The sequence below is a fragment of the Mongoliibacter sp. genome (assembly GCF_007692705.1).
GTDB lineage: Bacteria > Bacteroidota > Bacteroidia > Cytophagales > Cyclobacteriaceae > Mongoliibacter.
This window is the reverse complement of sequence record NZ_REBN01000075.1, coordinates 1-22,863: the sequence shown is the minus strand read 5'-3', so window position 1 is coordinate 22,863 and position 22,863 is coordinate 1. Positions and strand designations below refer to the sequence as shown.

The 22,863-nt window shown below is 37.9% G+C and carries 17 protein-coding genes; 8 read left to right on the top strand and 9 right to left on the bottom strand.

What is annotated here, in order from left to right; translation table 11 throughout:
• Positions 1-9: 9 nt before the first annotated feature.
• Together EA341_RS01845 and EA341_RS01840 are read right to left on the bottom strand one after the other, a co-directional pair.
• Complete coding sequence (locus tag EA341_RS01845) at positions 10-3,666, bottom strand: biopolymer transporter Tol (RefSeq protein ID WP_293010977.1); 3,657 nt, start codon at positions 3,664-3,666, stop codon at positions 10-12.
• Positions 3,667-3,714: 48 nt separating this feature from the next.
• Positions 3,715-4,758 (bottom strand): FAD-binding oxidoreductase, encoded by a 1,044-nt coding sequence (locus tag EA341_RS01840; RefSeq protein WP_293010976.1) that lies wholly within the window; start codon positions 4,756-4,758, stop codon positions 3,715-3,717.
• A gap of 53 nt (positions 4,759-4,811) precedes the next feature.
• On the opposite strand from EA341_RS01840, the gene EA341_RS01835 reads away from it, so the two are divergent.
• Genes EA341_RS01835 through EA341_RS01815 form a run of 5 tightly spaced genes read left to right on the top strand, consistent with a single transcriptional unit; the run spans position 4,812 to position 11,895 of the window.
• Positions 4,812-5,465, top strand: a complete 654-nt coding sequence (locus EA341_RS01835) for an MBL fold metallo-hydrolase (RefSeq protein ID WP_293010975.1) — start codon at positions 4,812-4,814, stop codon at positions 5,463-5,465.
• Positions 5,462-6,157 carry a CDP-diacylglycerol--serine O-phosphatidyltransferase gene (pssA, locus tag EA341_RS01830; protein ID WP_293010974.1) on the top strand — a complete coding sequence of 232 codons (696 nt, stop codon included), beginning with the start codon at positions 5,462-5,464 and terminating at the stop codon, positions 6,155-6,157. The genes EA341_RS01835 and pssA overlap by 4 nt, the downstream gene beginning before the upstream one ends.
• A 52-nt stretch (positions 6,158-6,209) precedes the next feature.
• Positions 6,210-9,416 (top strand): type IX secretion system sortase PorU, encoded by a 3,207-nt coding sequence (porU, locus tag EA341_RS01825; RefSeq protein WP_293010973.1) that lies wholly within the window; start codon positions 6,210-6,212, stop codon positions 9,414-9,416.
• The gene (gene porV, locus EA341_RS01820; RefSeq protein WP_293010972.1) at positions 9,413-10,627 is read left to right on the top strand and encodes a type IX secretion system outer membrane channel protein PorV; all 1,215 of its coding nucleotides are present in this window, start codon (positions 9,413-9,415) and stop codon (positions 10,625-10,627) included. The genes porU and porV overlap by 4 nt, the downstream gene beginning before the upstream one ends.
• Positions 10,624-11,895 (top strand): pitrilysin family protein, encoded by a 1,272-nt coding sequence (locus EA341_RS01815; RefSeq protein WP_293010971.1) that lies wholly within the window; start codon positions 10,624-10,626, stop codon positions 11,893-11,895. Before porV ends, EA341_RS01815 begins: the two co-directional genes overlap by 4 nt.
• A gap of 7 nt (positions 11,896-11,902) precedes the next feature.
• On the opposite strand, the gene EA341_RS01810 is transcribed toward EA341_RS01815, so the two are convergent.
• Genes EA341_RS01810 through EA341_RS01800 form a run of 3 tightly spaced genes read right to left on the bottom strand, consistent with a single transcriptional unit; the run spans position 11,903 to position 14,173 of the window.
• The gene (locus EA341_RS01810) at positions 11,903-12,856 is read right to left on the bottom strand and encodes a glycosyltransferase (RefSeq protein WP_293010970.1); all 954 of its coding nucleotides are present in this window, start codon (positions 12,854-12,856) and stop codon (positions 11,903-11,905) included.
• The gene (locus tag EA341_RS01805; protein ID WP_293010969.1) at positions 12,853-13,779 is read right to left on the bottom strand and encodes a hypothetical protein; all 927 of its coding nucleotides are present in this window, start codon (positions 13,777-13,779) and stop codon (positions 12,853-12,855) included. Before EA341_RS01805 ends, EA341_RS01810 begins: the two co-directional genes overlap by 4 nt.
• Positions 13,757-14,173 (bottom strand): FdtA/QdtA family cupin domain-containing protein, encoded by a 417-nt coding sequence (locus EA341_RS01800; RefSeq protein ID WP_293010968.1) that lies wholly within the window; start codon positions 14,171-14,173, stop codon positions 13,757-13,759. The genes EA341_RS01805 and EA341_RS01800 overlap by 23 nt, the downstream gene beginning before the upstream one ends.
• Before the next feature lie 99 nt (positions 14,174-14,272).
• On the opposite strand from EA341_RS01800, the gene EA341_RS01795 reads away from it, so the two are divergent.
• A complete protein-coding gene (locus EA341_RS01795) occupies positions 14,273-14,878 on the top strand; it encodes a YigZ family protein (RefSeq protein WP_293010967.1) in 606 nt (201 codons plus the stop codon).
• Between the two features lie 5 nt (positions 14,879-14,883).
• Here the strand turns inward: EA341_RS01795 and EA341_RS01790 are convergent, their stop codons facing one another.
• The 3 genes from EA341_RS01790 to EA341_RS01780 are packed head-to-tail and all read right to left on the bottom strand — an operon-like array spanning position 14,884 to position 18,143.
• On the bottom strand, positions 14,884-15,486 hold the full coding sequence (locus EA341_RS01790) for a 3'-5' exonuclease (RefSeq protein WP_293010966.1): 603 nt from the start codon (positions 15,484-15,486) through the stop codon (positions 14,884-14,886).
• Positions 15,483-16,964 (bottom strand): Na+/H+ antiporter NhaC, encoded by a 1,482-nt coding sequence (gene nhaC, locus EA341_RS01785; protein WP_293010965.1) that lies wholly within the window; start codon positions 16,962-16,964, stop codon positions 15,483-15,485. Before nhaC ends, EA341_RS01790 begins: the two co-directional genes overlap by 4 nt.
• A 51-nt stretch (positions 16,965-17,015) precedes the next feature.
• Positions 17,016-18,143 (bottom strand): FAD-binding oxidoreductase, encoded by a 1,128-nt coding sequence (locus EA341_RS01780; RefSeq protein ID WP_293010964.1) that lies wholly within the window; start codon positions 18,141-18,143, stop codon positions 17,016-17,018.
• A gap of 80 nt (positions 18,144-18,223) precedes the next feature.
• Between EA341_RS01780 and EA341_RS01775 the strand changes: the two genes are divergently transcribed.
• Complete coding sequence (locus EA341_RS01775) at positions 18,224-18,703, top strand: DUF962 domain-containing protein (protein ID WP_293010963.1); 480 nt, start codon at positions 18,224-18,226, stop codon at positions 18,701-18,703.
• 340 nt (positions 18,704-19,043) lie between these two features.
• Positions 19,044-21,068, top strand: a complete 2,025-nt coding sequence (locus EA341_RS01770; RefSeq protein ID WP_293010962.1) for a cation:proton antiporter — start codon at positions 19,044-19,046, stop codon at positions 21,066-21,068.
• Positions 21,069-21,297: 229 nt separating this feature from the next.
• On the opposite strand, the gene EA341_RS01765 is transcribed toward EA341_RS01770, so the two are convergent.
• On the bottom strand, positions 21,298-22,863 hold a 1,566-nt coding region (locus tag EA341_RS01765; RefSeq protein ID WP_293010961.1), incomplete at its 5' end, for a patatin-like phospholipase family protein.

The following is a 22,863-nucleotide window of genomic DNA, read 5'->3' as shown; positions in this document are numbered from 1 at the left end:
AAACTAATTTTAGAAATTATAACCCAAGGTAACATAAAATCTCAAATCCTCTCTGGTATAGTTCCTGACAGGCTGAGCCAAATCAAACTTGAAGTAGTAATTAAGAAGTACTGTTCTCAAACCTGCACCATAGCTTTGGAGCCAAGGGTTGTTAAAATTATTGATGGTAATGGTGAATGGAGAACCTGGAGTTGTGATAACCTCCGTATTTTGGTCATTTACCCTCTCCCATGGCGCTGCATCATTCCAGGCAGAACCTATGTCATAGAAGCCTACCAATTGGAAGTTTTTGACAAAATTGGAAGTAATGTTCCCTCTTGACAAATATGAAAATAGAGGTATCCTTAATTCAGTGGTAAAGGTCATTACATTTCTACCCCTAATTTCATCAAAGGAATAGCCTCTCAAATCTACAAACTCAGCAAAAAGAATATTTGAATTTTCTACACCTCCAGGGTTTCTGACTGGAGATTCTTCCGGTCGATTTGCTGGAGGGTTGTAAAATTGATTGAAAAGCCAATTGTCCATTCCACCAACTAGGTAGTTTTGGGGATTGTTGCCGAAGAAAGATCCTACATAAAGTCTGGAAGCAAGAATTATGTTTTTGTGGATTTTCTGGTAATTCCGTACATCCATATACAAATTTGAAAAAGAGCGTTCTCCCCTGTTCAAACCTTGAAAATTAGAATATCCAACTTTTGCTTTGAACCCCTCCTGCATATAAAGTCCTAGCTGATCTGTTTTATCAATCACAAATTCTGCACGGCCACCCGCATATTGCACATCGAATCTGTTTTGCTCAGGTATTTGCCCTCTTATTATGGAATCAGCATTAAGGTTAAAATATTGACTTCTTGCCACAAAAGGAGCTACTGTCACCCTTGAATGGACATTTAAAGGATATGAAAACCCAAGCTCTGTTTTATTGAGCACATATCTTTGAGCAAGTATATCTTGGAATTCAGAAAGTCGGATCGCCCTTCTGTCAAATCTTAACCTGACATCTACCCTTTGTTTCCTGTATTCATATTCAAAATAAATATCACTTCCCGAACTGAAGTCCAATGGAAACATCAATCCACCTTGGAAAACGTGATTATCCAGCAGGTCTGTCATTTTACCGGACAACCCTAAACCAAACCCTCTAAGTGGATCAACTACCCAATCGTTGCTCAAACTGGTAGTGATAAATTGAGGTGTCATTCTCCTTGGCCCAGTAACTCGCTTCTGAGAACTTTGCCTTCTGAAATTTTCCAATAAATTACTCCGTGTACCCAAAACACCTTGTGTTCGTGTGGCTTGTTGGGTTTGCGGAGCTATAACTGGAATGGTATCAAAAACATAATTATCTGTATCTATCCCACCGCTTCTCTCGAAACGTAATCTTTCTGTGTTGATACTACCTGTAAGACTCCTTGGTGGAGGAACAGTGTCTTGTGTTTGTATTTGTGTTTGCGTTTGAGTGGGAGTTTCCTGAATTTGTCTTGGAGCCTCAGTCCTTGGGGTACTAGGAGGCATACCAAGCATCAAATCTTCCAAACGTACCTGCATAGTAGTGTCCCTTTTCAACTCTTGAGACTCACCTGAAAGTGATTCAAGTTTTTCTTCCTGCTCTTCAGTTTCTTCTTCAAGCAGTTCCTCATTGACGACAGATCCCACTTCCGAGATTAATTCTTCAATCTGCTCAACTTCTTCATTCACTTGCTCAACTTCCCCTTCAGTCTGCTCAATTTCACTTTCAGTCTGCTCAACTTCACCTTCAACCTGCTCAACTTGGCCTCTAAGCGGCCTTCTTGTCCTCAATTGTTCAATAGCTTCTTCTACTGTTTCAGCGCCCTCAGTTTCCTGTACTTGCTCGGTTCTTCTTGTAGAAATCCTTTCTGATAGTTTTTTGGCTTGAGTAAGTTGCACCCTCGGTGTACTAGGGGTGAATTGATCAGCATTGGAAAAAGATTCCACAATCAAACGGCTTTGGTTACCATCCCGAATAGAATATGCAATTCTGTTCAACGATGAGGTATAGTCAAAAGCCTCAATACTCCTGTTCCAAGCAGAGACCTGACTTGCAATACCATTTGAAATCGTCAACCTCATCAGGTTATTGATCCCGCTCTGATCACTCAACATCAGGATATTGTTGGAATTGAGAACCCTCGGCTTGGTATTCTTAGTATTTAAGTTTGTCAGCTTAGTTGTCTTGAGAGAATCCAACAAGTCAACCTTAAAAAGATTGAAATAATCAGGCAACAATTTGACATCAGGTGTTCGCGTAAGAAGTGAATCTTCTATTTCCGTGAAATTTGAAGTATAAATAATGGTAGAGTCATTTAAAAAAACGGGATGGAGATTATCAAAAACATCATTTGTCAATCTCCTACCCTGTCCCCTGGTATTGAGGGTGAATACATCAGTTTTACCATTTGCAATTGCTGACAATACCATATTTCTTCCGGTGGTATTAAAATCCAAGCTCAGTATCTGTGTAATATTTCTTAGGAAAATTCTATCCTGAAAAGAACCGTCGATTGCCCTAATCCTCAAGGAAGTAGTTCCCCTTGTATGTGCTGCCACCGCTAAATTCAATGTATCTCTCCAAGCAATGACAGGTGAAAGGGTATTGACAGGTAGATCATTTGTTTTTGCCCCACCGGAAAAAAGAGTTCTTTCTGTACCTGTTGACAATTCCCTGACTTGAATACGATACTTTCCTCCATTGTTTATGACATAAGCAAGATGTTTGGAGTCAGGGCTAAATTTTATATCATTGATTATGCCAAAATGCTTGACATTGGTGCTATTGATTTCATTGGAGAAGTTGACATCTTTGAAATTTGCAAAAACCGGCTCACTGGTACTTTCATAAAACTGCCTCCATTGCTCCGTAAATGTTTTGTAATTCAAGCCTATGGTGTTGGCTATGCTATTTTCTTCATTCCTATTAATTCTGCTGAGGTTTAAAATACTTGACACATACCTTCTGCCATATTTTTCAACGATAAAAGTCCAAATGGACTGGCCCAGAAGACTGGCCTCCTTGCCTTTCAATCTATGTATCTTTATATTTTTATTATCCTTAAAATAATGTCTTACAAAATCATCCATTTGCTTATCCCAGCCATAAGCGAGATATCTAGCTGCCCCATCAAGGTACCAATCAGGAAAACTGTTTATCAAGTTAGACTGAAAGGCATCTGCAATTGTTGATCCGTACAACATTTCTTCAATAATGACTCTGGAAGTTGTGTAAACCAAATCCTGTTTGAATTGATCCCAATTACCTGGAAAAGCTACTTCTCCTAAAAGTCGGCTAAAAAATGTCTGACCATCGATGGTGAATTCATCCTTATTTAGGTTCAGGTTACTTTGTCGGATTTCTTCTTTGGAATTATAGATAAAAATCTTTGGCTTGGTGTAAGCCACATATCCTATCATCTGTGTCAAGCGATCAAACTCTGACTCAAGATAATCTATGGCCATTCTGGCATTGTTCATGCCCCCATCATAATAATAGACCTCAAAATTATTGGAGGTAAAATGGTACCATTCAATGTTTTTGTGCTGAACCCTGTTTTTACCAAAACGTTCCCCATCAAATTGAGCGAAGGCTTGACTAGAGGCCAAAATCAAAAATCCGATGATGAGACAACTTAAAATCCTACTTTTCATTCTCTGTATTCGCTTGGATTTAAATATACTTAAAAATACTATTTATGTTCATTTTACCCGATTAATGTTTACTTCTTTTTGGGGTTCATTTCCTTCAAGCAGTAATTCAACCATCATTTTACTGAAATATGGAGCTAATGACACTCCTTTGGCACCAAGACCATTGAAAATGTAAACGCTTTCATGTTCAGGATGTTTTCCCAACAAAGGTTTTCTGTCTTTAGTGGCAGGTCTAACACCGGACTTGTGTATAATCACTTTAGAATCTTTTTTCTTTATTAACTTCTGCAGTTTCTCCAACAACTCATTTTTAGCTCTTTCTGTTGGCCCTGTTTCCAAATCATGCCAAGAATAAGTTGAACCTACTCTTTTAAGTCCATTTTCTAAGGATATACGAAAAACACCCCTGTTGATGATGGTGTCTGGTGTGAAATCTTGCTCCAAATCCAATATTTCTCCTTTCACGGGCGCAAATGGAAGCTTATTGAAAAATTTACTATTTAAAGCTCCTAGTCCATTACAGTAAATAATTGCCTTAGCTTTTATATCTTTATATTTGACTTCAGTACTTCTTAAATCCAAAAGCTCTTCCTCAAACTTTTCCTGCTTCAGGCAGCCTTTCGAAATCAAAAAACCTGAATATTCATCTAAAAGCATATGAATATCTAAGAATCCCGAGTTTTTAAGCAAAATCCCTCCATATGGGTTCTGTACCTCTTCGAATAAGGGTCTCTGTACAATTTTCTCAAAATATTGCTGCATACCAGGATCACCACTGTGTCCCATCCATTCATTCTGTTCTTCTACTGATAAAAAAGGTCTATAAATATTGCGTTTATAAAGGAATTTTCTTCCCAAAAATTTTTCCATCCTTTCATAAAAAGGTTCTATCTCAGGAAAAAGCTGGTCAGCCATCCATGTTTTTACCATTTTTTTCCCTGTTACAGGATTGTACAATCCAGCAGCGATTCTGCTACTTTGATTTTCCTGAGGCAAATCAACGATAACAAAAGTCTTATTTGCTTCCATCAACCGAAATGACAAAACTGTACCTGCCAGCCCTTGTCCAATGAGTAAAAAATCTACTTCCATGCCCAAAAATATATTCTTTCTTCGTTATTTTGAGTCTAATATCAAATTTCAGTATGCTGCAATTAAAAACTTTTACTTTCAATCCTTTTCAGGAAAATACCTATGTGCTTTATAATGACGAGAAAGAAGCAATTATTTTGGATCCTGGCTGTTATGAGAATCATGAAAAAAATGAATTGACGAACTTCATAGAACAAGAAAATCTTCAAGTGACTATGCTTATTAATACGCATTGTCATATTGACCATGTTTTGGGTAATGCCTTTGTCAAAAGAAAATATAATGTGCCTTTTCTAATTCATAAAAAAGAATTGCCTGTATTGAAATCAGTAATTACTTATGCCTCAAATTATGGATTCCCCGCTTATGAGGAAGCAGAGGTAACTGATTATTTGGATGAACAAAAAGACCTGTTATTGGGTAAGGAGGTAATTAAATTGCTTTTCGTCCCGGGACATGCACCGGGTCATTTGGTGTTTTACCACGAAGATTCAAAAATATGTATAGGGGGTGATACACTTTTTCAGGGAAGTATCGGACGAACGGACCTCCCAGGTGGTGATCATCAGACTTTACTGGATGCTATCAAAAAAGAAATGTTCGCCCTGCCAGAAGACACCAAGGTATATCCCGGACATGGACCTATGACTACCATAGGTTATGAAAAAGAGAACAATCCTTTTGTAGGAAAAAGAGCCCGGTTTTGAATATCAAAAAACACATCCCCAACGCACTCACCTCTCTCAATCTATTGAGTGGAATGATGGGAATTGTATTTGTCTTGAATGGAAAAATAGAATGGGGTGCCTACCTTATTTTTATTGCGGCATTGTTCGATTTTCTTGATGGTTTTGTTGCCCGAATATTGAAGGTGCATTCAGAAATTGGCAAACAACTAGATTCCCTGGCAGATTTGGTAACTTTTGGCGTATTGCCATCTTTTATTCTATTTCAAATGGTAGCAGAAAATTCCTCTGCTGTATTCTTACCCTACATCACATTGGTAGTTGGGGTATTTTCAGCCCTGAGACTTGCTAAATTCAATGTTGACACCCGGCAGACGGATAGGTTCATTGGAGTTCCTACTCCAGCAAATGCTCTTTTGATCAGTACATTGCCCTTTTTTATCCAAAAATTCGACTCTATTGGTGCTATTATAAGCCGGCCTGAATCACTTATTGCTTTGAGTATTGTGATGTCTCTTTTACTTGTTGCGGAAATACCCTTAATTGCATTGAAATTCAAGTCATTTGCAGTCAAAGAAAATGTCTTTAGGTACCTGACACTTTTAATCGGTTTGATCTGCATTGTCACGCTAGGTTTGGCAGGTATACCCTTGGTGATTATTTCCTATATTGTGCTGTCAGTCTTGGAGGGTTTGAGTTCTAAAAATGCATAAATATCATCCTCAATATTGGATAAAATTTCTTTTTAAATTCTTGTTTTGCACCTTGTCATTCCCGATGGTCGCTCAACAGGAAAATGTTTATTATAAATTCCCCATTTCTGAAGAAGGTGTTTATCAAATACCATCCAGCGTTCTTTCTACATTAGGTTTTTCCAATATGGAAGAAATCTCCATCTTCGGTCACCATGGCATGCTACCTCAGGCATTGGATAGCAGTATACTGCAATTGAATGAAATACCAGTATTCATTGATGAAAGTAGCATTTTTTTTTATGCAACGGGTCCTAACCTTACTGAATTTAAGGAAGGCAGTTTCAAATATACCCATCACAGTTATGCTGACACATTATTTTATTTAATAGGACCTAAACGAGCAGGCAATCGAATTGAAGAAAAATCCGGACAGATACAGAACAACAGCTCTGCATCTTTATTTCAGGTATTTGTCAAAAAGTGGGAAAGTAACAATATACTCAGTTCGGGTAGACAATGGTACTCCAACCCAATAAGCAATTCAGGTAGAATAGAAATGCAGATAGATATCCCTCCGGGAAACAATGGAGCTGCGCAATTTCAAGCCAAGGTCATGGCTCAATCCCTTTCATCTTCTACTTTTGAGTTTACTGCTTCAGGTCAGTCTTTGGGCAGTGTGGAAGTCTCCGCTATTCCAAATGGCATCTACAGTATCAAAGGAAGGGAACAGCACTTCATTTCATTTCTTTCAAATCCTGGTGGCAGGTTAAACATAAATGGCACATACTCAACAGCGGACATCAATGGCGTGGGGTTTTTAGACTATGCTCTCTTGGCTGTTCCATATCCATCAAACGACTTACCCATAGGCAAGTACATCAATACAAAAGAGAATTCGACTTTTCTGGCCTCTCTGGGTAAAACCAACTGGCTCATCGATAAAAGAGGTGTAACTAGTATCGTATCAAGTCAAGCAAAAATCCAGGCAGGGGATAAAATTATAATATTCGAAAAATTGAATACCCCAATAATTTCAGGTTTTAAGCCTGCAAATCTCAAAGCGCGGACCGAAAACATTAACAGTTCTCTGATCATTATTTCGGCTCCACAATTTGTAAATCAGGCAAAAAGGCTAGCTGCACACAAGCAAAACCTTGGTATCAGCACAACTGTAATTACACCCCAAGAAACTTATGATGCTTTTGGGTATGGCAGCAGAGATATTTCGGCTATTAGAAATTTTCTTGCCTTCCATTTTCAGCAATCTTCAGGTATAAAGAATATTCTTTTTCTAGGGAAAGGGACTTTTGACCACAAATCAAAATTAGGTGGAAGACCAAATCTCGTACCCACTTACACTAGCAGAAACAGTCTAAACCCATTGACAACATATAGTTCAGACGATTTTTTTGGCTTTTTGGAAACAGGGAAAGGAGTCTGGGAAGAAAATTCAGAAGGAGATGAGATCTTAGATATTGGCGTTGGACGAATCCCTGCCATTACTACTATGGAAGCCCAAGTAGCAATTGATAAAATTATCGCATACGAAACTCCTGGAAACTTACCCGGAAAATGGAAAAGAAACCTAGCCTTTTTTGCGGATGATGGAGACAATAACATTCACCTGAACGATGCTGAATCTCATGCCACCCATTTACTTAACAATTACCCTGAATTTGAAATAAAAAAGCTATACCTGGATAGGTACGAACAAATACGCAATGGAGGAATTCAGACCTCTCCTGAAGCCCAAGAAGCATTAAAAGAAAGTCTTGAAGAAGGCCTACTCCTATTCAACTATATTGGACATGGAAACGAAACCACCTTGACGGAAGAGCGTGTTTTTTCGGTAAGTGATCTGGCTGATTTCCCTGACAACCCATATTTACCATTATTTGTGACTGCTACATGTGAGTTCGGAAGGCAAGACAGCCCATTCATACGTTCAGGAGCGGAGGAGTTACTTTTTGCCGCAAGAAAAGGTGCAATTGGACTATTGACAACGGGAAGGCCCGTATTCAGCAGTGTAAATTTCAGGTTGAACCAAGCATTCATTGAAAATGTATTTGTTAAAGAAAATGGTGAAGCAAGAGACCTAGGTAGCATATTTAAGCATACCAAAAACAACAGCCTCAATGGCCCATTTAACCGAAATTTTTCATTGATAGGGGATCCTTCAATGAAATTAGCTGTACCTAATTTAGAAAATACTGTTGATAACATTTTCAATCTTGGGATGGAAACAACAGTAGACACCCTTCAAGCTCAAATGGCTGTTCAAGTCAAAGGAAAAGTCCTAGATCCTATTTCAGGTTCCACGATGAGCAGTATGAATGGAACTTACGATATTAGCCTTTATGACAAAGCTTTGACACAAAAAACTTTAGGGGACGAAAGCAGTCCGGTGGAATTCAAAGAACAATCAGCACTGATTTTTAGGGGCATGGGAGAGGTAATAAACGGCGAATTCACATCAGAGATATTTGTTCCTACTCAAATAGACTATTCTCTTGGCCTCGGAACTCTCAGGTTATTTAGCACGATGCAAGATGGAAAGGAGGAAGCCTTAGGCGCTATAAACTTACCGATTGGAGGCAGTAACGAAGACCTTTCTCTTGATAAAGAAGGTCCAAAAATTAAAATACTTTTTGGTGAAGACTTAGAGGAAAATCCAAAACCAATCAATAGTAGCCAAGTGCCTGTCAAAATCCTGCTTAGTGATGAAAGTGGAATCAATATTTCTTCAGCAGGAATTGGACAGGACATTACACTAACCATAAACGGAGAAAATACAACAGTACTAAACAGGCAATATGAAGCACTTGATGGCAGTTTTAAGGAAGGTTTAATACTAACAGTTTTAAAAGATTTAGTAGAGGGTGAAAATCAAATTTCTTTTGTGGCTTGGGATAATGTGGGAAACTCTTCTACCTTCGAAACAAATTTGGAAGTTAGAGGTATTTCAAATATCCAAATTCTGGAAAATATTGCTTATCCAAACCCTGCAAATAGACAAAGTACATTCAGGATACACCATAATAGACCGGGAGAGAATCTCCAACTCAGTCTTAGAATTTATTCTGTAATAGGAAGTGAAATATATTCTACCACCAAACGTTATGTGGAAGCTAGACCTGTTTTGGATGATCTGGAATGGTTTTTTTTCCATGACAAAATCAATTATCCCATAAAAGGAGTTTATATTTACGAGGTAACACTTGATTCAGAAAAAGACGGAACTTCGGATCAAAAAAGCGGAAAAATTATTATTCAATGAAAATATCGTCTTCAGCAGTACTCTCATCGATTATTTTTTCATGTATTTACATGATATCCTTGAGTGCAATGGCTCAAAACTCACCCATCATTTCGGGACAGGATCCCGAAAGAAGAGTCATCACTACGGCAGTACCATTTCTGAATTTTGCTCCTGATAGCAGGCATTCGGCTATGGGAGATGCAGGTGTAGCCACAAGCCCAGATGCATTCTCAGCCCATTGGAATGCTGGAAAGCTTTCCTTTATTGACAATGACATGGGTTTCTCACTTTCCTATTCTCCTTGGTTGGGAAGATTGGTAAATGATATGTTTATTTCTTACCTCACTGGTTATAAAAGAATAGATGATGTATCAGCGTGGGGATTTGATATTCGATACTTCAATATGGGAGATATAGAATTGACTGATGGTCTCGGAAATCCTCTTGGTGAATTTACACCGAGAGATCTAGCCATAGGAGGTACTTATTCGAGAAAACTCTCAGAAAATCTTGGATTGGGGATTTCAGCCAGGTTTATTCACTCCAACCTTTCTGGAAATATCACCTCAGCAGCGGGAGCAGAAAGCAGGCCAGGCATAAGCGTAGGAACTGATGTTGGTCTATATTATACCAAGGAGGTATTTCCTGGTGATAAAACAGGAACATTTTCCTGGGGTGCGACCATCACCAACATAGGACCTAAAATTACTTATAACAGTGCTGAGGATTTAGACTTTATTCCTACCAACCTAAGGGTAGGTACAGCATATAAAGTCAATTTCAATGACTTTAATTCGATTACTTTCGCTTTTGACATCAACAAGCTATTGGTTCCTTCGCCACCCATTTACAGAACAGAGAATGGTGTTATCATAACTGACCCTGATGGAAACCCTGAAATTTTAAGGGGACTCGATCCAAACAGACCATTACTTTCGGGGATATTCGGATCATTTATTGATGCTCCTGATGGATTTAGAGAAGAAATGCAGGAACTCATGTTGTCCTTTGGAATGGAATACAATTACAACAATGTCTTTGCCCTTAGATCCGGTTATTTTTATGAAAACCCAAATAAAGGAGGAAGAAGATACTTTACCATGGGTGTAGGCTTTCTCTACAAGGAAACCATGGCCTTTGATTTCTCTTATCTAGTTCCTCAGATTCAAAACCATCCTTTAGCAGAGACTTTAAGAATTTCACTCACATACAATATCCCTACTAGATGATTTTAGACAGGACCATTGCTCCGGGTTTTCAGATTCCAGAGCAGATTACATTCCCCTCACCTATCAAAAGGACTCTTAAAAACGGAGTCCATTTGTATTTTATACCCACTCCCGAAATCGGAGCTGTCAAACTGGAAATAAATGCTGACTCTAATAGGGTCACCGGCATGGAGGATAAAAAATTGGTTTCTTATTTCACACTTCACCTGCTACTGGAAGGAACTTTATCCAAAAGCAGTACTGACCTGGATAACTTTTTTGACACTTATGCTTCGGAAGTAGAGGTAATCAGTAATTTTGAACACAATGGCCTAGGCCTGTTGACAACAAAAAAACATTTCGCTACGGTACTTCCTGTTTTCAGGGAATTAATGACTGAAGCTATTTTTCCGGAAAAGGAATTAGCCAAACGAAAGTCCCAAAAAGCACTCAGCATCAGCATCCAAAAAGAACAAAATGGAAATAGGGCAAGTAATCTTTTTAGACAGCAGCTTTTTGGGGATTCACACCCTTTCGGCCAAATTGCGGAAGAACAAGATGTGGAAGCCATCAGCAGAGAAGATTTACTTTCCTTTTATGCAGATAAGTTATGGGTGAACCCTGAAGTTTTTCTTGCAGGAGACCTTACTGATGAGGAAGTTGATTTAGTTTGTGAAACTTTGGGGAATTTACCAATTATAAAAGTTGAAAGCCAAAACCCTGACTTCATCAATCAGAGAAAATCAAGAGTGAAAGAAAGTAAAGAAAACGCTTTACAGTCCAGTCTTAGAATTGGCTGTCATCTGATTCCCAAAACGCATCCTGAGTATTTTGGCTTATGGGTTTTCAATGTATTTTTAGGAGGATATTTTGGTAGCCGCTTGATCAAGAATATAAGAGAAGACAAAGGTCATACCTATGGAATTCACAGTAGTATAGGAAGCCTCAAAAACGCAGATTATTGGATAGTAATGGCTGATGTAATTAAAGAACACTCCGATACAGTCATTGAAGAAATTTATAAAGAAATCGAAATCCTATGTCAGGAGGAAATCCCAAATGATGAAGTAGAAAAAGTCAGGAATTACCTAATAGGCAACTTGTTATCTAACTTCAGTTCCTCTTTTGAGCTTATCTCAAGATTCAAAAGTATCCATCAGGCCGGATTGGATTTCAGTTTTTATGAAAGACAACTAGAATATATCAAGAACTTTGATCCAAGGGAAATCCAAGGAATTGGTAAGAAATATTTACGGAATGAAAGTATGGTTGAGGTGATCGTAGGATAAGAAATAATTATTTTCTGTTAGGAAAGAACATGGATAAGTCCAATTGAGATTTTGTCCAATAACTATATAATAAATGAAGACCTCCTTTTGCAGATAACTTTTCTGAAAGCTCCAAAAATCCAAAAGCCACCTTAAAGTTAGAAGAAATCAAAGCCTGTCTCCACTCATAAAATACGCGTTTCATTAAGGCTTTATTTTCACTTGCAGATTTGTTCATTTCAAAAATTTTTTGACATACCAGTAATGTAGAAGGCAACATCCTGGAAGTTTTGGCTCGATATTGCTCCCTTGAGAAAGATGCAGGATGCTCATTTTTTTTCACTCCTAGATGATTCGAAAAAACAATGGGATATTTCCTCGCCATACGTACTATAATATCAAAATCCTCATATGCCAAAGATTCGTCATATCTGCCTAGGTCTTCAAAATATGCTGATCTTATCATCATTGTAGATGAAAGAATATGATGTGAGGCCACTACCTTTTCATAAACCCAACCCTCAGCCACTGGTATTTTGAGATCCCCTTGCCTTGACCTTGCATAAAAACTCTTTTTTTTATTTTGACTTATAATATAGGCATCCGAAAAAACCGCTGAAGAGGTAGGATTAGCTTCCAGTTTTTCCACACAATTAGAAACATGTTCAGGCAGTAGGAAATCGTCTGTCGAAAAATCCAAAAAATACTTCCCATTACAAAGGTTAAATCCTTCATTGAAGCTTTTGCAATAATTGATTGTTTGGCTTCTAATAATAGACTTGACTTCTAAATTTTTTGAAGCATTTTTCTGCCAATCTTGAAGTAATTTCTGCGAACTATCCTTACTTCCATTATCAATCAAAATTACCTCTATGGGGACATAAGTTTGCTCCTGAATAGATCTTAGTGCTTCAACAATAAATTCCTCATGATTAAAAGAGGTGCAAATAATTGATACCAATGGTTTTTCTGCTGTTTTCAAAACTTTAACCTCCAAGTGATTTTATTTCTTGAACTATTGGAAAATTTTGACTTGAAATATATCAAAGAGTGATTCGCTTCCCCCTTTACCTCAGATGATCCAAGGTCTAGAAATGCTACTTTCTGTTCTACTGCCAATTTTAATAGATTGACCATTATGAGTTCACCTGCTAATTTTATTTTTGTGGCGGGATCTATGGCTGATAGAAAATAATAGAGACTATTAGAAGTTAACTTCACAGCCAAAGCATGCCCTATACAGGTATCTTCTTGCATTACAGAAATGACAAAATAGCGCTCTGGGAAGGTAGATACTTGGGCTAAAAGTTGATTTTCATCAAAGGTAATTTGATACCCTCTTGCCTGATTCCATAGGCGGATTTCATTCAAAAAGTTGAAATTTTGAATTTTCCCAATACTTACTTTTAGGTTTTCGGTCTTTACTTTCCGACTGTATTTTGACAACAATAGCTTTAGCTCAGACTTCATCCTTTTTTTCCCTTCATAAAACTGATGATTGAGAATATGGAGTAACTCAAAGCCTCTTTTTTGAAGAAAGTATTCCACCCTATCCGTATATGGCATATACACACAAGGTGCCTGGGTAAGTATTATCTCCTTAGCTCCCTTTTCCTTCAAAAAAATAATCCAGGCATTTAAAAAAGAAACAATGACTTCAGAGTTGACCTCAGTATAAACCCAAAAGCCACCGAATGGCGCTTTAGGAATTGATACCGCCCGGCCATCCGGATACAAGGCTACCTGAACTTCAGCTTTGATATTTCTTTTTTTTAAAAGTTGAGCTTGGTAGTAGATGGCATCGTCAACTGTTTTTAATCCGGATAAAAAGAAATCCCTTTCCTTTCCATCCAATTCCTGGAATGCGAAATGATAGGAGCTGTCAGTGTTGGTTACGGAGTTCATCAAAAATATTTTTATCTCTAATATAGTCTTCTTCTGAGAATTCACGGTCAGCCATTACGAGCAAGATAGCGTCTTTGCCAAATTCTATTTTTTGCCAATGCATACTAGGTACCAGTAGGCCTTGGCTTTCTTTTTCCAAATTAAACTCAAAATTCTCCCCAGAAATACTTTCAAGGGATATTTTAACCTCTCCTTTAAGGCAAATCAAAACCTGGTTTTCCAACTTATGGGCATGTATCCCTCTAAAACTTCCTTCAGGGATATTGGATAGCCAGAAAAATCTTTTTGGTAAAAAAGTCTTCAGTTGTTCACTTTCAAAAAAAGTAATATTTCCCTTTTCACCAGGTTTATGTTCTAATGTTACAATGCAAGGTTTTGTATCTGAGGTATTCATTCGGCTAATTTAAGTTATTGGTCCAAAAGCACCCCATGGTCAGGGATTTTATTATTTTTGAGCAATTTAATTTCCATATTCACGAGACCAACACCTAATTTGAAGGATACGTACCTCACTATAGAGAAACCATCGGAAGGTTTCTATAAGGAAAAAGGAAGTAAGTTTTTGGCTTATTCTTACCCTGTTCAAGATGAAGACGAAGTCAAAACCCGCCTTGAAGAGCTTCGGAAAAAATATTATGATGCCCGACATTACTGTTACGCATATATGCTGGGACGGGAAATGGAAGTCTTCCGCGCAAATGATGATGGTGAGCCCAACCACTCCGCTGGTGACCCCATTTTGGGCCAAATAAGATCTGCTAATCTAACAGACATATTAATAGTCGTAGTTCGGTATTTTGGAGGTACAAAGCTGGGCGTGAGTGGTCTTATCAACGCTTATAAAAGTGCTGCTGCAGAAGCCATTCAACATTCCGAAATAATCGAAAAAATTGTGCGCAAGCAGATTTCTCTGGAGTTCGAATATCCTGAAATGAATGAAATTATGAGGATCATTAAGGAGCATGATCTTGAAATCAAAAATCAGGAGTTGGCTTTAAAGTGCTCTATGGAAATAGAAATCAGAGAAAGTGACTTCAAGCGAATATTGGAAAAATTCGAGCTTCTATCCGCGTTAGGTCATGTAAAGATTTTTGATTGAGTTTTTTATTTATTGAATAAATCATCCAAATACCCCTGGTATTGAAGTTTTTTGTAAACTTCCAAGCAGACCCATGCATCTGTGGCAGCATAGAGCATTTGTTTCTCTGTCAATTCCGGTGCCTCCCAATTTGAAACCTGCTCTGATTTAGAAATTCTCACTTCCAACACCATCGCAGAGAGATTCCTGACTCCAACGTTATGAAAACCGACTTTTTTTAATTCATCATTCAAGTCAAAAAAACTATTGGGTTGAAAACCTACAGAAATTTTTTTAAGACCTCTCAAGTCATCCAAAACAGCTGCTCCGATCTTGACTATTCTTTTACTTTCGAGAATCCGCTTAATAGAAAGTGGCAATCCAATTTGATGTAAACGAAAAAGGTAAGCTACCTCTGATGTCGCCAATTGCAATAAGGACACTTGATATTGTACCCCCTTTCTAAAGGAAGGTCTAGTTTCTGTGTCAAATCCAATCAGGGAGTGACGACTGAGCTCATCCGCAGCTTCCTGAATTTGCTCATCTGTTTCCACCAAAATTATTTCCCCTTCAAATTGGCCTAGAGGAAGCTCATTTACTTCTTCTTTACTGATTTTTTTTTGGATCATACTGCCAATTCTTTTCTGATTTCTTCCATTTCTTCTTCATTGTAATAATTGATACCTAGCTTTAGATACCCGAAAAGTATGGTCATAAAAGGGGATATGATATTGAAAAAACAATATGGTGCATAAGTCAGGGTAGCCACACCCAATACAGAAGCCTGAGTTGCCCCGCAGGTATTCCAAGGAATCAATACCGATGTTACAGTAGCACTATCCTCCAAAGTCCGGCTAAGATTTTCCCCTTTAAGCCCTCTTTTCTTATAAATGTCTGCATACATCCTTCCAGGAACCAAAATCGCCAGATATTGGTCTGACGTAGTAACATTGAAAAACACACAGGTCGCAGCGGTAGAAGCAATCAAAGAACCCACAGAATGAACTTTTTCAATTATCGCCTCTGCAAGCACCCTCAGCATACCACTTTCCTCCATAATACCCCCAAAAATCATTGCACACACTATCAGCCATATTGTATTCAACATGCCAGCCATACCTCCGGTGACCAACAATTCATTGACAACAGCATTAGAAGTGGTGATACTTATTTCTCCATATAATGACATCATCACAGCTTTATATGACATATACAGAAACGATACACCTTCTTCATTAGCAATAGTCTGGATAACTCCAGGCTGGAAAATAATAGCAAATACTCCACCCAATAAAGCTCCTGCCAAAAGCGCCGGAACTGCCGGAACTTTTTTAACTATCATCAATATTACCAAAACTGGCACTAAAAACAGCCAGCCATTGATGTTGAATTGTTCCAAAATTACTGTTGAGATTTCTTTCACCTGCCCAACGGAACCCTGTGCACCTGTAGTAAACCCGATCACTCCAAATATTACCAGCGTAATCAAAATAGAAGGTATCGTAGTCTTGGTCATATGCCTTATGTGCGTAAAAAGGTCTGTACCAGCCATAGCCGGAGCTAGGTTAGTTGTATCCGAAAGCGGGGACATTTTATCGCCAAAATAAGCTCCGGAAAGTACTGCTCCAGCAATTATACCCTCTCCAAAACCAAGAGCCTTCCCAATACCCAACAATGCCACTCCTACTGTGGCTACTGTCGTCCAGCTGCTACCTGTTGCTATAGATACAATAGCGCTGACAATACAAGCTGCAATTAGAAATATTGTAGGGTTTAATATCTGTAAGCCATAATAAATCATGGCTGGAACTATACCGCTCAATAACCAAGTACCAGCCAATGCTCCAATGAGTAATAGTATAAGTATACTTGACATCGCTGCACTGATACTGTGGACAATTCCATCCTGCAAAGCTCCCCATTTTATTTTCAAGCGGAAAATTGCCACCAAGCCTGCCACACCGGAAGAAATCACCAAAACCATCTGATTAGATCCTAACAGACCATCAGTCCCGAAGACAAAAATATTGACTACCAAAAGGACTATCAAAAATAATATTGGAAAGAGTGCTTCCAGTACTGTGGGTTCTTTGCGACTTACTGCCATTTATCAATTTTGAAAATTATGGAAAATTGAAATTAATAAAATTTTATAAAATCATTGCCTTTGCAGCATTTTTACCAGCTCGGATGCAGTCTGCCAACCAATGGCTACCCCCATTCCTCCTAGCCTTACAGCGACACCTACATCTTCGGAAACCAGTTTTATTACAGGTTTTTTATTTGGCCCAAAAGCCATTACACCTGACCATTCCTGTTCTATTTCAACTTTTTGTCCAGGTAATATAACCTCATGGACAAGGTCGAGCAAATAGGTCTTTAACTTGGGATTAATGCCTTGATCCAGTGTTTTTTCAGTATCAAAGTCTTGGTTTCGACCCCCTCCTATCAAAAGCCTGTTTTCAATATTCCTAAAGTAAACATACCCCATATCATAATGAAAAGCTCCTTTCCATGGAATAGTTTTGACCAAGGGACTGGAAACCATGACCATCCCCCTCCCAGGTTGTAAATCTATCCCTTTAAGCAGCTGACTTGTAAAGGCATTGGTACATACCGCTATTTTCAATGCTTCAAAACTAATGAAAGAATCATGGCTTGGGTCTTTCACAGTTACGGTCTTATTTTCCTGATCTATTTCTTTTACGTATGCACCAGTAAGAATTTTGATTTTAAAAACCTGACATGTTTCCCACAGTACATTTAGAAATTTACCGGAATCCAACTCGCCTTCGAATTTATTTCTCACTACAGCTTTTACTTTAGCAGAAAAACCGTATTTCTCATGTTGATTCTCAACTTCGAAAACATCATCATCAAAAACCGGAAAGAGCAAGGTATTGATATACTCGATTCTCTCCAGGTATTTCTCCTCCTTAGAACTAATCAATTCTAATCCACCATTTTCTTGGTACCCTAAAGCCTGATCTCCAAAAATTGACCTGATCGCTCTCAAACCACGATGGCGTTTTTCCACCAGCTCTTTTACCTCCTGTACAGGGAGAGACTTGAGGTCATCTATAATCTCAGTCAAGCTCCCAAAACACGCAAATCCCGCATTTCGAGTACTGGCACCGCTGGGAAACACTCCCTTTTCCAATACCAAAACAGAAGCTTGGGGATTATCTTTTTTAAATTGAATAGCTGTGGAAAGACCGACGATTCCGGCACCTATTATCACAAGATCGTACTTGATAAAACTCCTCTTTTCCCAAAAACTTAACATTATGACGATTTATTGAATAATAATTCATGCCTATTTATTAAATTCAAACAGATAATCCAACAAAAACCACCAAGATAGCCATGAGAAAGATTGATGAATTGTTATATGAATATGGTCTTAGCCATCAAAATGAAACAAATAAAACCATACATTGGATTTGTGTACCTGCTATATTTTTCAGCATTGTTGGACTTATTTTCAGTATCCCCTCGGATCTGATTAGTAATGTACTTCCTTTTTTGGGGAGCTTTGCCAACTGGGCAACCATTACACTTATAGTTGTTCTCTTTTATTATGTTTCACTATCCCCACCATTGGCCTTAGGAATGTTTTTCTTTTCTGCCATTTGCCTGGCCTTGGCTAATTTCATTACACTAATTTCACCTATACCTTTATGGGCCATCAGCATTTTTATATTTATTCTAGCTTGGATTTTTCAATTTTATGGACATAAGATTGAAGGAAAAAAGCCTTCATTTTTAAAGGACTTACAATTTTTGATGATTGGCCCCGCCTGGTTAATGCATTTTATTTACAAAAAGCTTGGGTTGGCGTACTAGTGTTTTACAAAGAGACGTAACAAAAAATTAAGTTTTTAATTAATGATTACATAAATCAGGTTTGACTGATATGATCAGGCATCCTAAAATACTGATTGACAACTTAATATAATTTAACTGGATTCCTCCACAATAACTTGGAAAAGCTAAATATTGGAAAGGTGGAAGTAAAGATATAATTCAAGTATTGATCGATTCACAAACTTCTGGTTGAATAAATTCCGATTGGTAAAGTATTTTTTATTCCTGACAATGAGCATCCTGAATATGGTAAAGGAATTTTTAATTTTTTAATTGTATTTTTAGAGTTGTTTCAAACGACTTTAACCTGAAAATTTATATGCTTGAGTTCATTTTAACTTCCATGGAAATCCCCATGCTGTCGGACATTGTATTGATCTTTGGTCTGGCTACTTTGGTGATTTTGGTTTTCATGAGGTTCAAGATTCCTACTATAATAGGCTTTCTTTTTACAGGTGCTTTGGCAGGGCCCTATGGACTTTCTTTAGTCGCTGCGTCTACTACTGTAGATATACTCTCTGAAATAGGTGTAATTCTATTGCTTTTTGTAATAGGAATGGAATTTTCCTTAAAAAGCTTAATGGCAATCAAAAAGGCTGTTTTTATCGGAGGAGCACTACAGGTTTCCATTACCATCTTCATTACCACATTAATATCCTACTTTTTGGGTTTCGATTGGGAGGTAGCTGTATTTATAGGTTTCCTTTTTTCACTTTCCAGTACTGCCATTGTACTCAAATTATTACAGGAAGCAGGTCAGGTTAATTCAATTTCGGGTCGCACCACATTGGCGATACTGATATTTCAGGATATCGTTATTGTCCCATTAATGCTCTTCACACCAATGCTGGCAGGTGAGTCAGATAATATTGCCTGGTCATTATTTTTGATGGCAGCCAAAGGAACAGGAGTAGTAATATTGACCTTGGTTTCTGCAAAATATATAATTCCAACACTCCTATTTAGGATCGCAAAAACAAGAAACGAAGAATTGTTTTTACTGTCTATTATAGTAATCTGTTTTGCAGTTGCTTATTTAACAAGTCTACTTGGACTTTCTCTGGGTCTTGGTGCTTTTTTGGCCGGTTTGATTATTTCAGAATCAGATTACAGCCATCATGCAACGGGGAAAATACTCCCTTTCAGAGAAGTTTTTTTAAGTTTTTTCTTTGTCTCAGTGGGGATGTTATTCGATATCACCTTTTTGTTCAGCAACATACTGGTGATTTTGGGACTAACCATTCTAACCTTTGTTGTAAAGTTTGGAACGATCTTCGTCTCTGTAAAGGCAATAGGGCAAAAAACCAAGGATGCATTTATCGTTGGGTTTTCGATTTTCCAAGTAGGTGAATTTTCTCTTTTACTGGCAAAAGAAGGTTTGAAATTTGAGCTTTTGGACCCTGAAACTTACCAGTATTTCCTGGCCGTTTCCATTCTTACAATGGCAGTCACACCATTTGTGCTTAAATCAAGAGAAGACCTGACACGGAAACTTTTGGTGATACCATTACCCCAGAGGTTGAAGAGAAGGCTCAACAAAAACAAACAATCACAGCCAGACCAGGCGTTTGTCGAAAAAGAAATGAAAGACCATTTGGTAATCATAGGGTATGGACTCAATGGACGTAATCTTTCACGCGCAGCAAAGGCAGCAAGTATCCCTTACTCAATCATTGAGATGAATGCCATTACGGTTAAAGAAGAGGGTCTCAAGGGAGAACCTATCATGTTTGGGGATGCCGCCAATGAAGCTGTTTTAGAACATGTCAATATCAACAAGGCAAGGGTAGCTGTGATTGCAATCTCAGATGCGGAAGCTACCAAAAGAATCATTACTGCCATTCGCCATATTACCTCAAACCCTTATATCATAGTGAGGACGAGGTATGTCAACGAAATGGAGGAAAATCACAAATTGGGAGCCAATGAGGTGGTTCCTGAAGAGTTTGAAACTTCCATAGAAATTTTCAACAGGGTTTTAACCAAATACCTTATCCCTCGACATGATATTGAGGAATTCACTGAGGAAGTACGTTCACATAATTACGAAATGTTTAGACTTGGTAGTGAAAGTACAGCCAGCAAGGTGAAGTTTGACCTTCCAGCAATCAATTTTGTGGGAGTTAAAGTGGAAAGAGATTTTGGAAACCTAATCAATATCCCACTTAAAGAGGCTGGAATAAGGGAAAAGCTTGGGGTTAATATTGTTGCTATCAAGCGTGGAAGCAGAACTATTTCTGAAATTTCAGGAGACGACAAGCTTAAATTAGGCGATGTTGTCTATGTAGTAGGTAAACCGTCAGCTTTGGAAAAATTTGAAGAGGAAGTTGAGATACATGATTGAGATAAGGTTGATATCTGATGGAAATACAATAGAAATCCTGTAGAAATAAATTGAAATAGGGTGGAAATACCGTAGAAAAAGGCCGGACTCTGTACCAATGACAACCCCAAATTTTAACATTTAACCATTTTAACTTTTATCAAAAAATAAAAGGTTAGGAATTGTCATATGCTTGTTCATCAGTTAATCCATTAAACGATTACTCAATTACATGCCGCTTCTGGAAAGATTACTTCAAAAATTCATAATTCTTAAGCCGATTTAAAGATCTTTGATTATAAGGGCTATTGATGTTATCTATAATGGATTTCTTTTCTCTTGCAGTCAGTCTCCAATTAAGTGATGCGCGCAAAATCTCTTGGGTTTCGGGGTCAAAAGCTCCTTCTTGATCTGCAAGACCTCTTTCTTTGAGGTATTGTAAAGTAGAATATTCAAATTCTATTCTCTCTATTGGAAATTTCACTGATTCATTCATTCTCGTAAAAGAAACCTCATTATGAAGCGTCTGCACATTATCCCAATTGATGTAGATATTCTTAAGAGGGGTGAATAGCTTCTGCATGATGGTCAGTGGCTGTTTTTCTTCTATTTCAGCAAACTTTTCTGAATCTCTAATGGTCAATAATAATACTCCTGAAGTATTTTCCTCAATCCAATCATTAAATACATGGATGAATTTCAAGGCATCCTGAATCCCAAAATTATCAGACAAACCAGAGTCCATAACTTCCATCCTTGGCTTGGATGGAAGTTGGATATTAGGAGTGATAAAAGGAAAGGTTGCACCCATTCTCAAAGCAGAAATAAATCTCAATCCTCCAGGATCATTTTCTGAAAAGAAACGTTGAAAATCAACACCCTGGCTTTTCTCATCCCAACCTTCTGACTTGCTTGGAGAAATCCCCATATAAGACACGGGCGAGGGAGATATATAGAGCTTCCTACCGTCATTGGTAATGAGTGGAGTAATCAAGAGCATGGGAATCAAGGACTGCTGCTCTGATTCTATGTAGGCTGACAAGGGTTTATCCAAAACTCTTTTGGTGTTAAGGTTCAACTGTGACTCAAAGGAATACCCTCTATCTTTTAGATATCTCCTGTCATTATATGTAAAGTATTGGTTCCTTATCAAAAGGTCATTTACCAACAAAGTAAAAATGATGGGATTAAGGTTATCAGATGAGATTTGATTTAGGTATTTCCCATCATTTAAATTAATATTTTCGACAAAATGACTTTGAAGGTAGAGTTCTCTAAAAAAAGCAGCACCTATGATACCTCCCGAAGCCCCGGTTATCAATTGAGTATGCTTGGTAAGTTGTCCTTCGCTAACAAGTTCTGCCTCCTGAAGCACCCTTAAAGTCCAAAGTGCAGCACGTTGTCCTCCTCCACTGGTAGTCACAAAAATCATTTTTGGTTTTTTGTCTTCAGGAAATTTTGACCTCCAATTTTCAAGGATTTGCAACGTATTGTTTCGGTCTTCTTCCAGGTTTTCAGCCTTAAGTGTTTGAGTAATAGCTTCAAGTTTGTAAGCTGCAGGCTCTGTCTCATAATCCATTCCAAAAGCAGAGTGAGGCCTGTTTAGAAAATTAGAATTTGAAAATATATTGAACAAAATTATTGTAGCCAGAACAGCTGGAGTTGCCCATTCACGTAGCCAAAAAACCACTGCACCAACTATCATAGTCAAAATAGAAAGCAGTAACATAAAACTTGAGGCAGCCGGTAATTGTAAAGCAGGGATTTCTCTAAAAAATCCAAGGATAAAAATAAAACTGATCAAAGCAGTTTGAAT

Excerpts from the sequence above, each read along its gene's own strand:
- EA341_RS01805 (WP_293010969.1), bottom strand. The coding sequence starts at position 13,779 with ATGAACTCCGTAACCAACACTGACAGCTCCTATCATTTCGCATTCCAG.
- EA341_RS01790 (WP_293010966.1), bottom strand. The coding sequence starts at position 15,486 with ATGATCCAAAAAAAAATCAGTAAAGAAGAAGTAAATGAGCTTCCTCTA.
- nhaC (WP_293010965.1), bottom strand. The coding sequence starts at position 16,964 with ATGGCAGTAAGTCGCAAAGAACCCACAGTACTGGAAGCACTCTTTCCA.
- EA341_RS01780 (WP_293010964.1), bottom strand. The coding sequence starts at position 18,143 with ATGTTAAGTTTTTGGGAAAAGAGGAGTTTTATCAAGTACGATCTTGTG.
- EA341_RS01815 (WP_293010971.1), top strand. The coding sequence starts at position 10,624 with ATGATTTTAGACAGGACCATTGCTCCGGGTTTTCAGATTCCAGAGCAG.
- EA341_RS01835 (WP_293010975.1), top strand. The coding sequence starts at position 4,812 with ATGCTGCAATTAAAAACTTTTACTTTCAATCCTTTTCAGGAAAATACC.
- porV (WP_293010972.1), top strand. The coding sequence starts at position 9,413 with ATGAAAATATCGTCTTCAGCAGTACTCTCATCGATTATTTTTTCATGT.
- EA341_RS01775 (WP_293010963.1), top strand. The coding sequence starts at position 18,224 with ATGAGAAAGATTGATGAATTGTTATATGAATATGGTCTTAGCCATCAA.
- EA341_RS01840 (WP_293010976.1), bottom strand. The coding sequence starts at position 4,758 with ATGGAAGTAGATTTTTTACTCATTGGACAAGGGCTGGCAGGTACAGTT.
- EA341_RS01845 (WP_293010977.1), bottom strand. The coding sequence starts at position 3,666 with ATGAAAAGTAGGATTTTAAGTTGTCTCATCATCGGATTTTTGATTTTG.
- EA341_RS01770 (WP_293010962.1), top strand. The coding sequence starts at position 19,044 with ATGCTTGAGTTCATTTTAACTTCCATGGAAATCCCCATGCTGTCGGAC.
- EA341_RS01800 (WP_293010968.1), bottom strand. The coding sequence starts at position 14,173 with ATGAATACCTCAGATACAAAACCTTGCATTGTAACATTAGAACATAAA.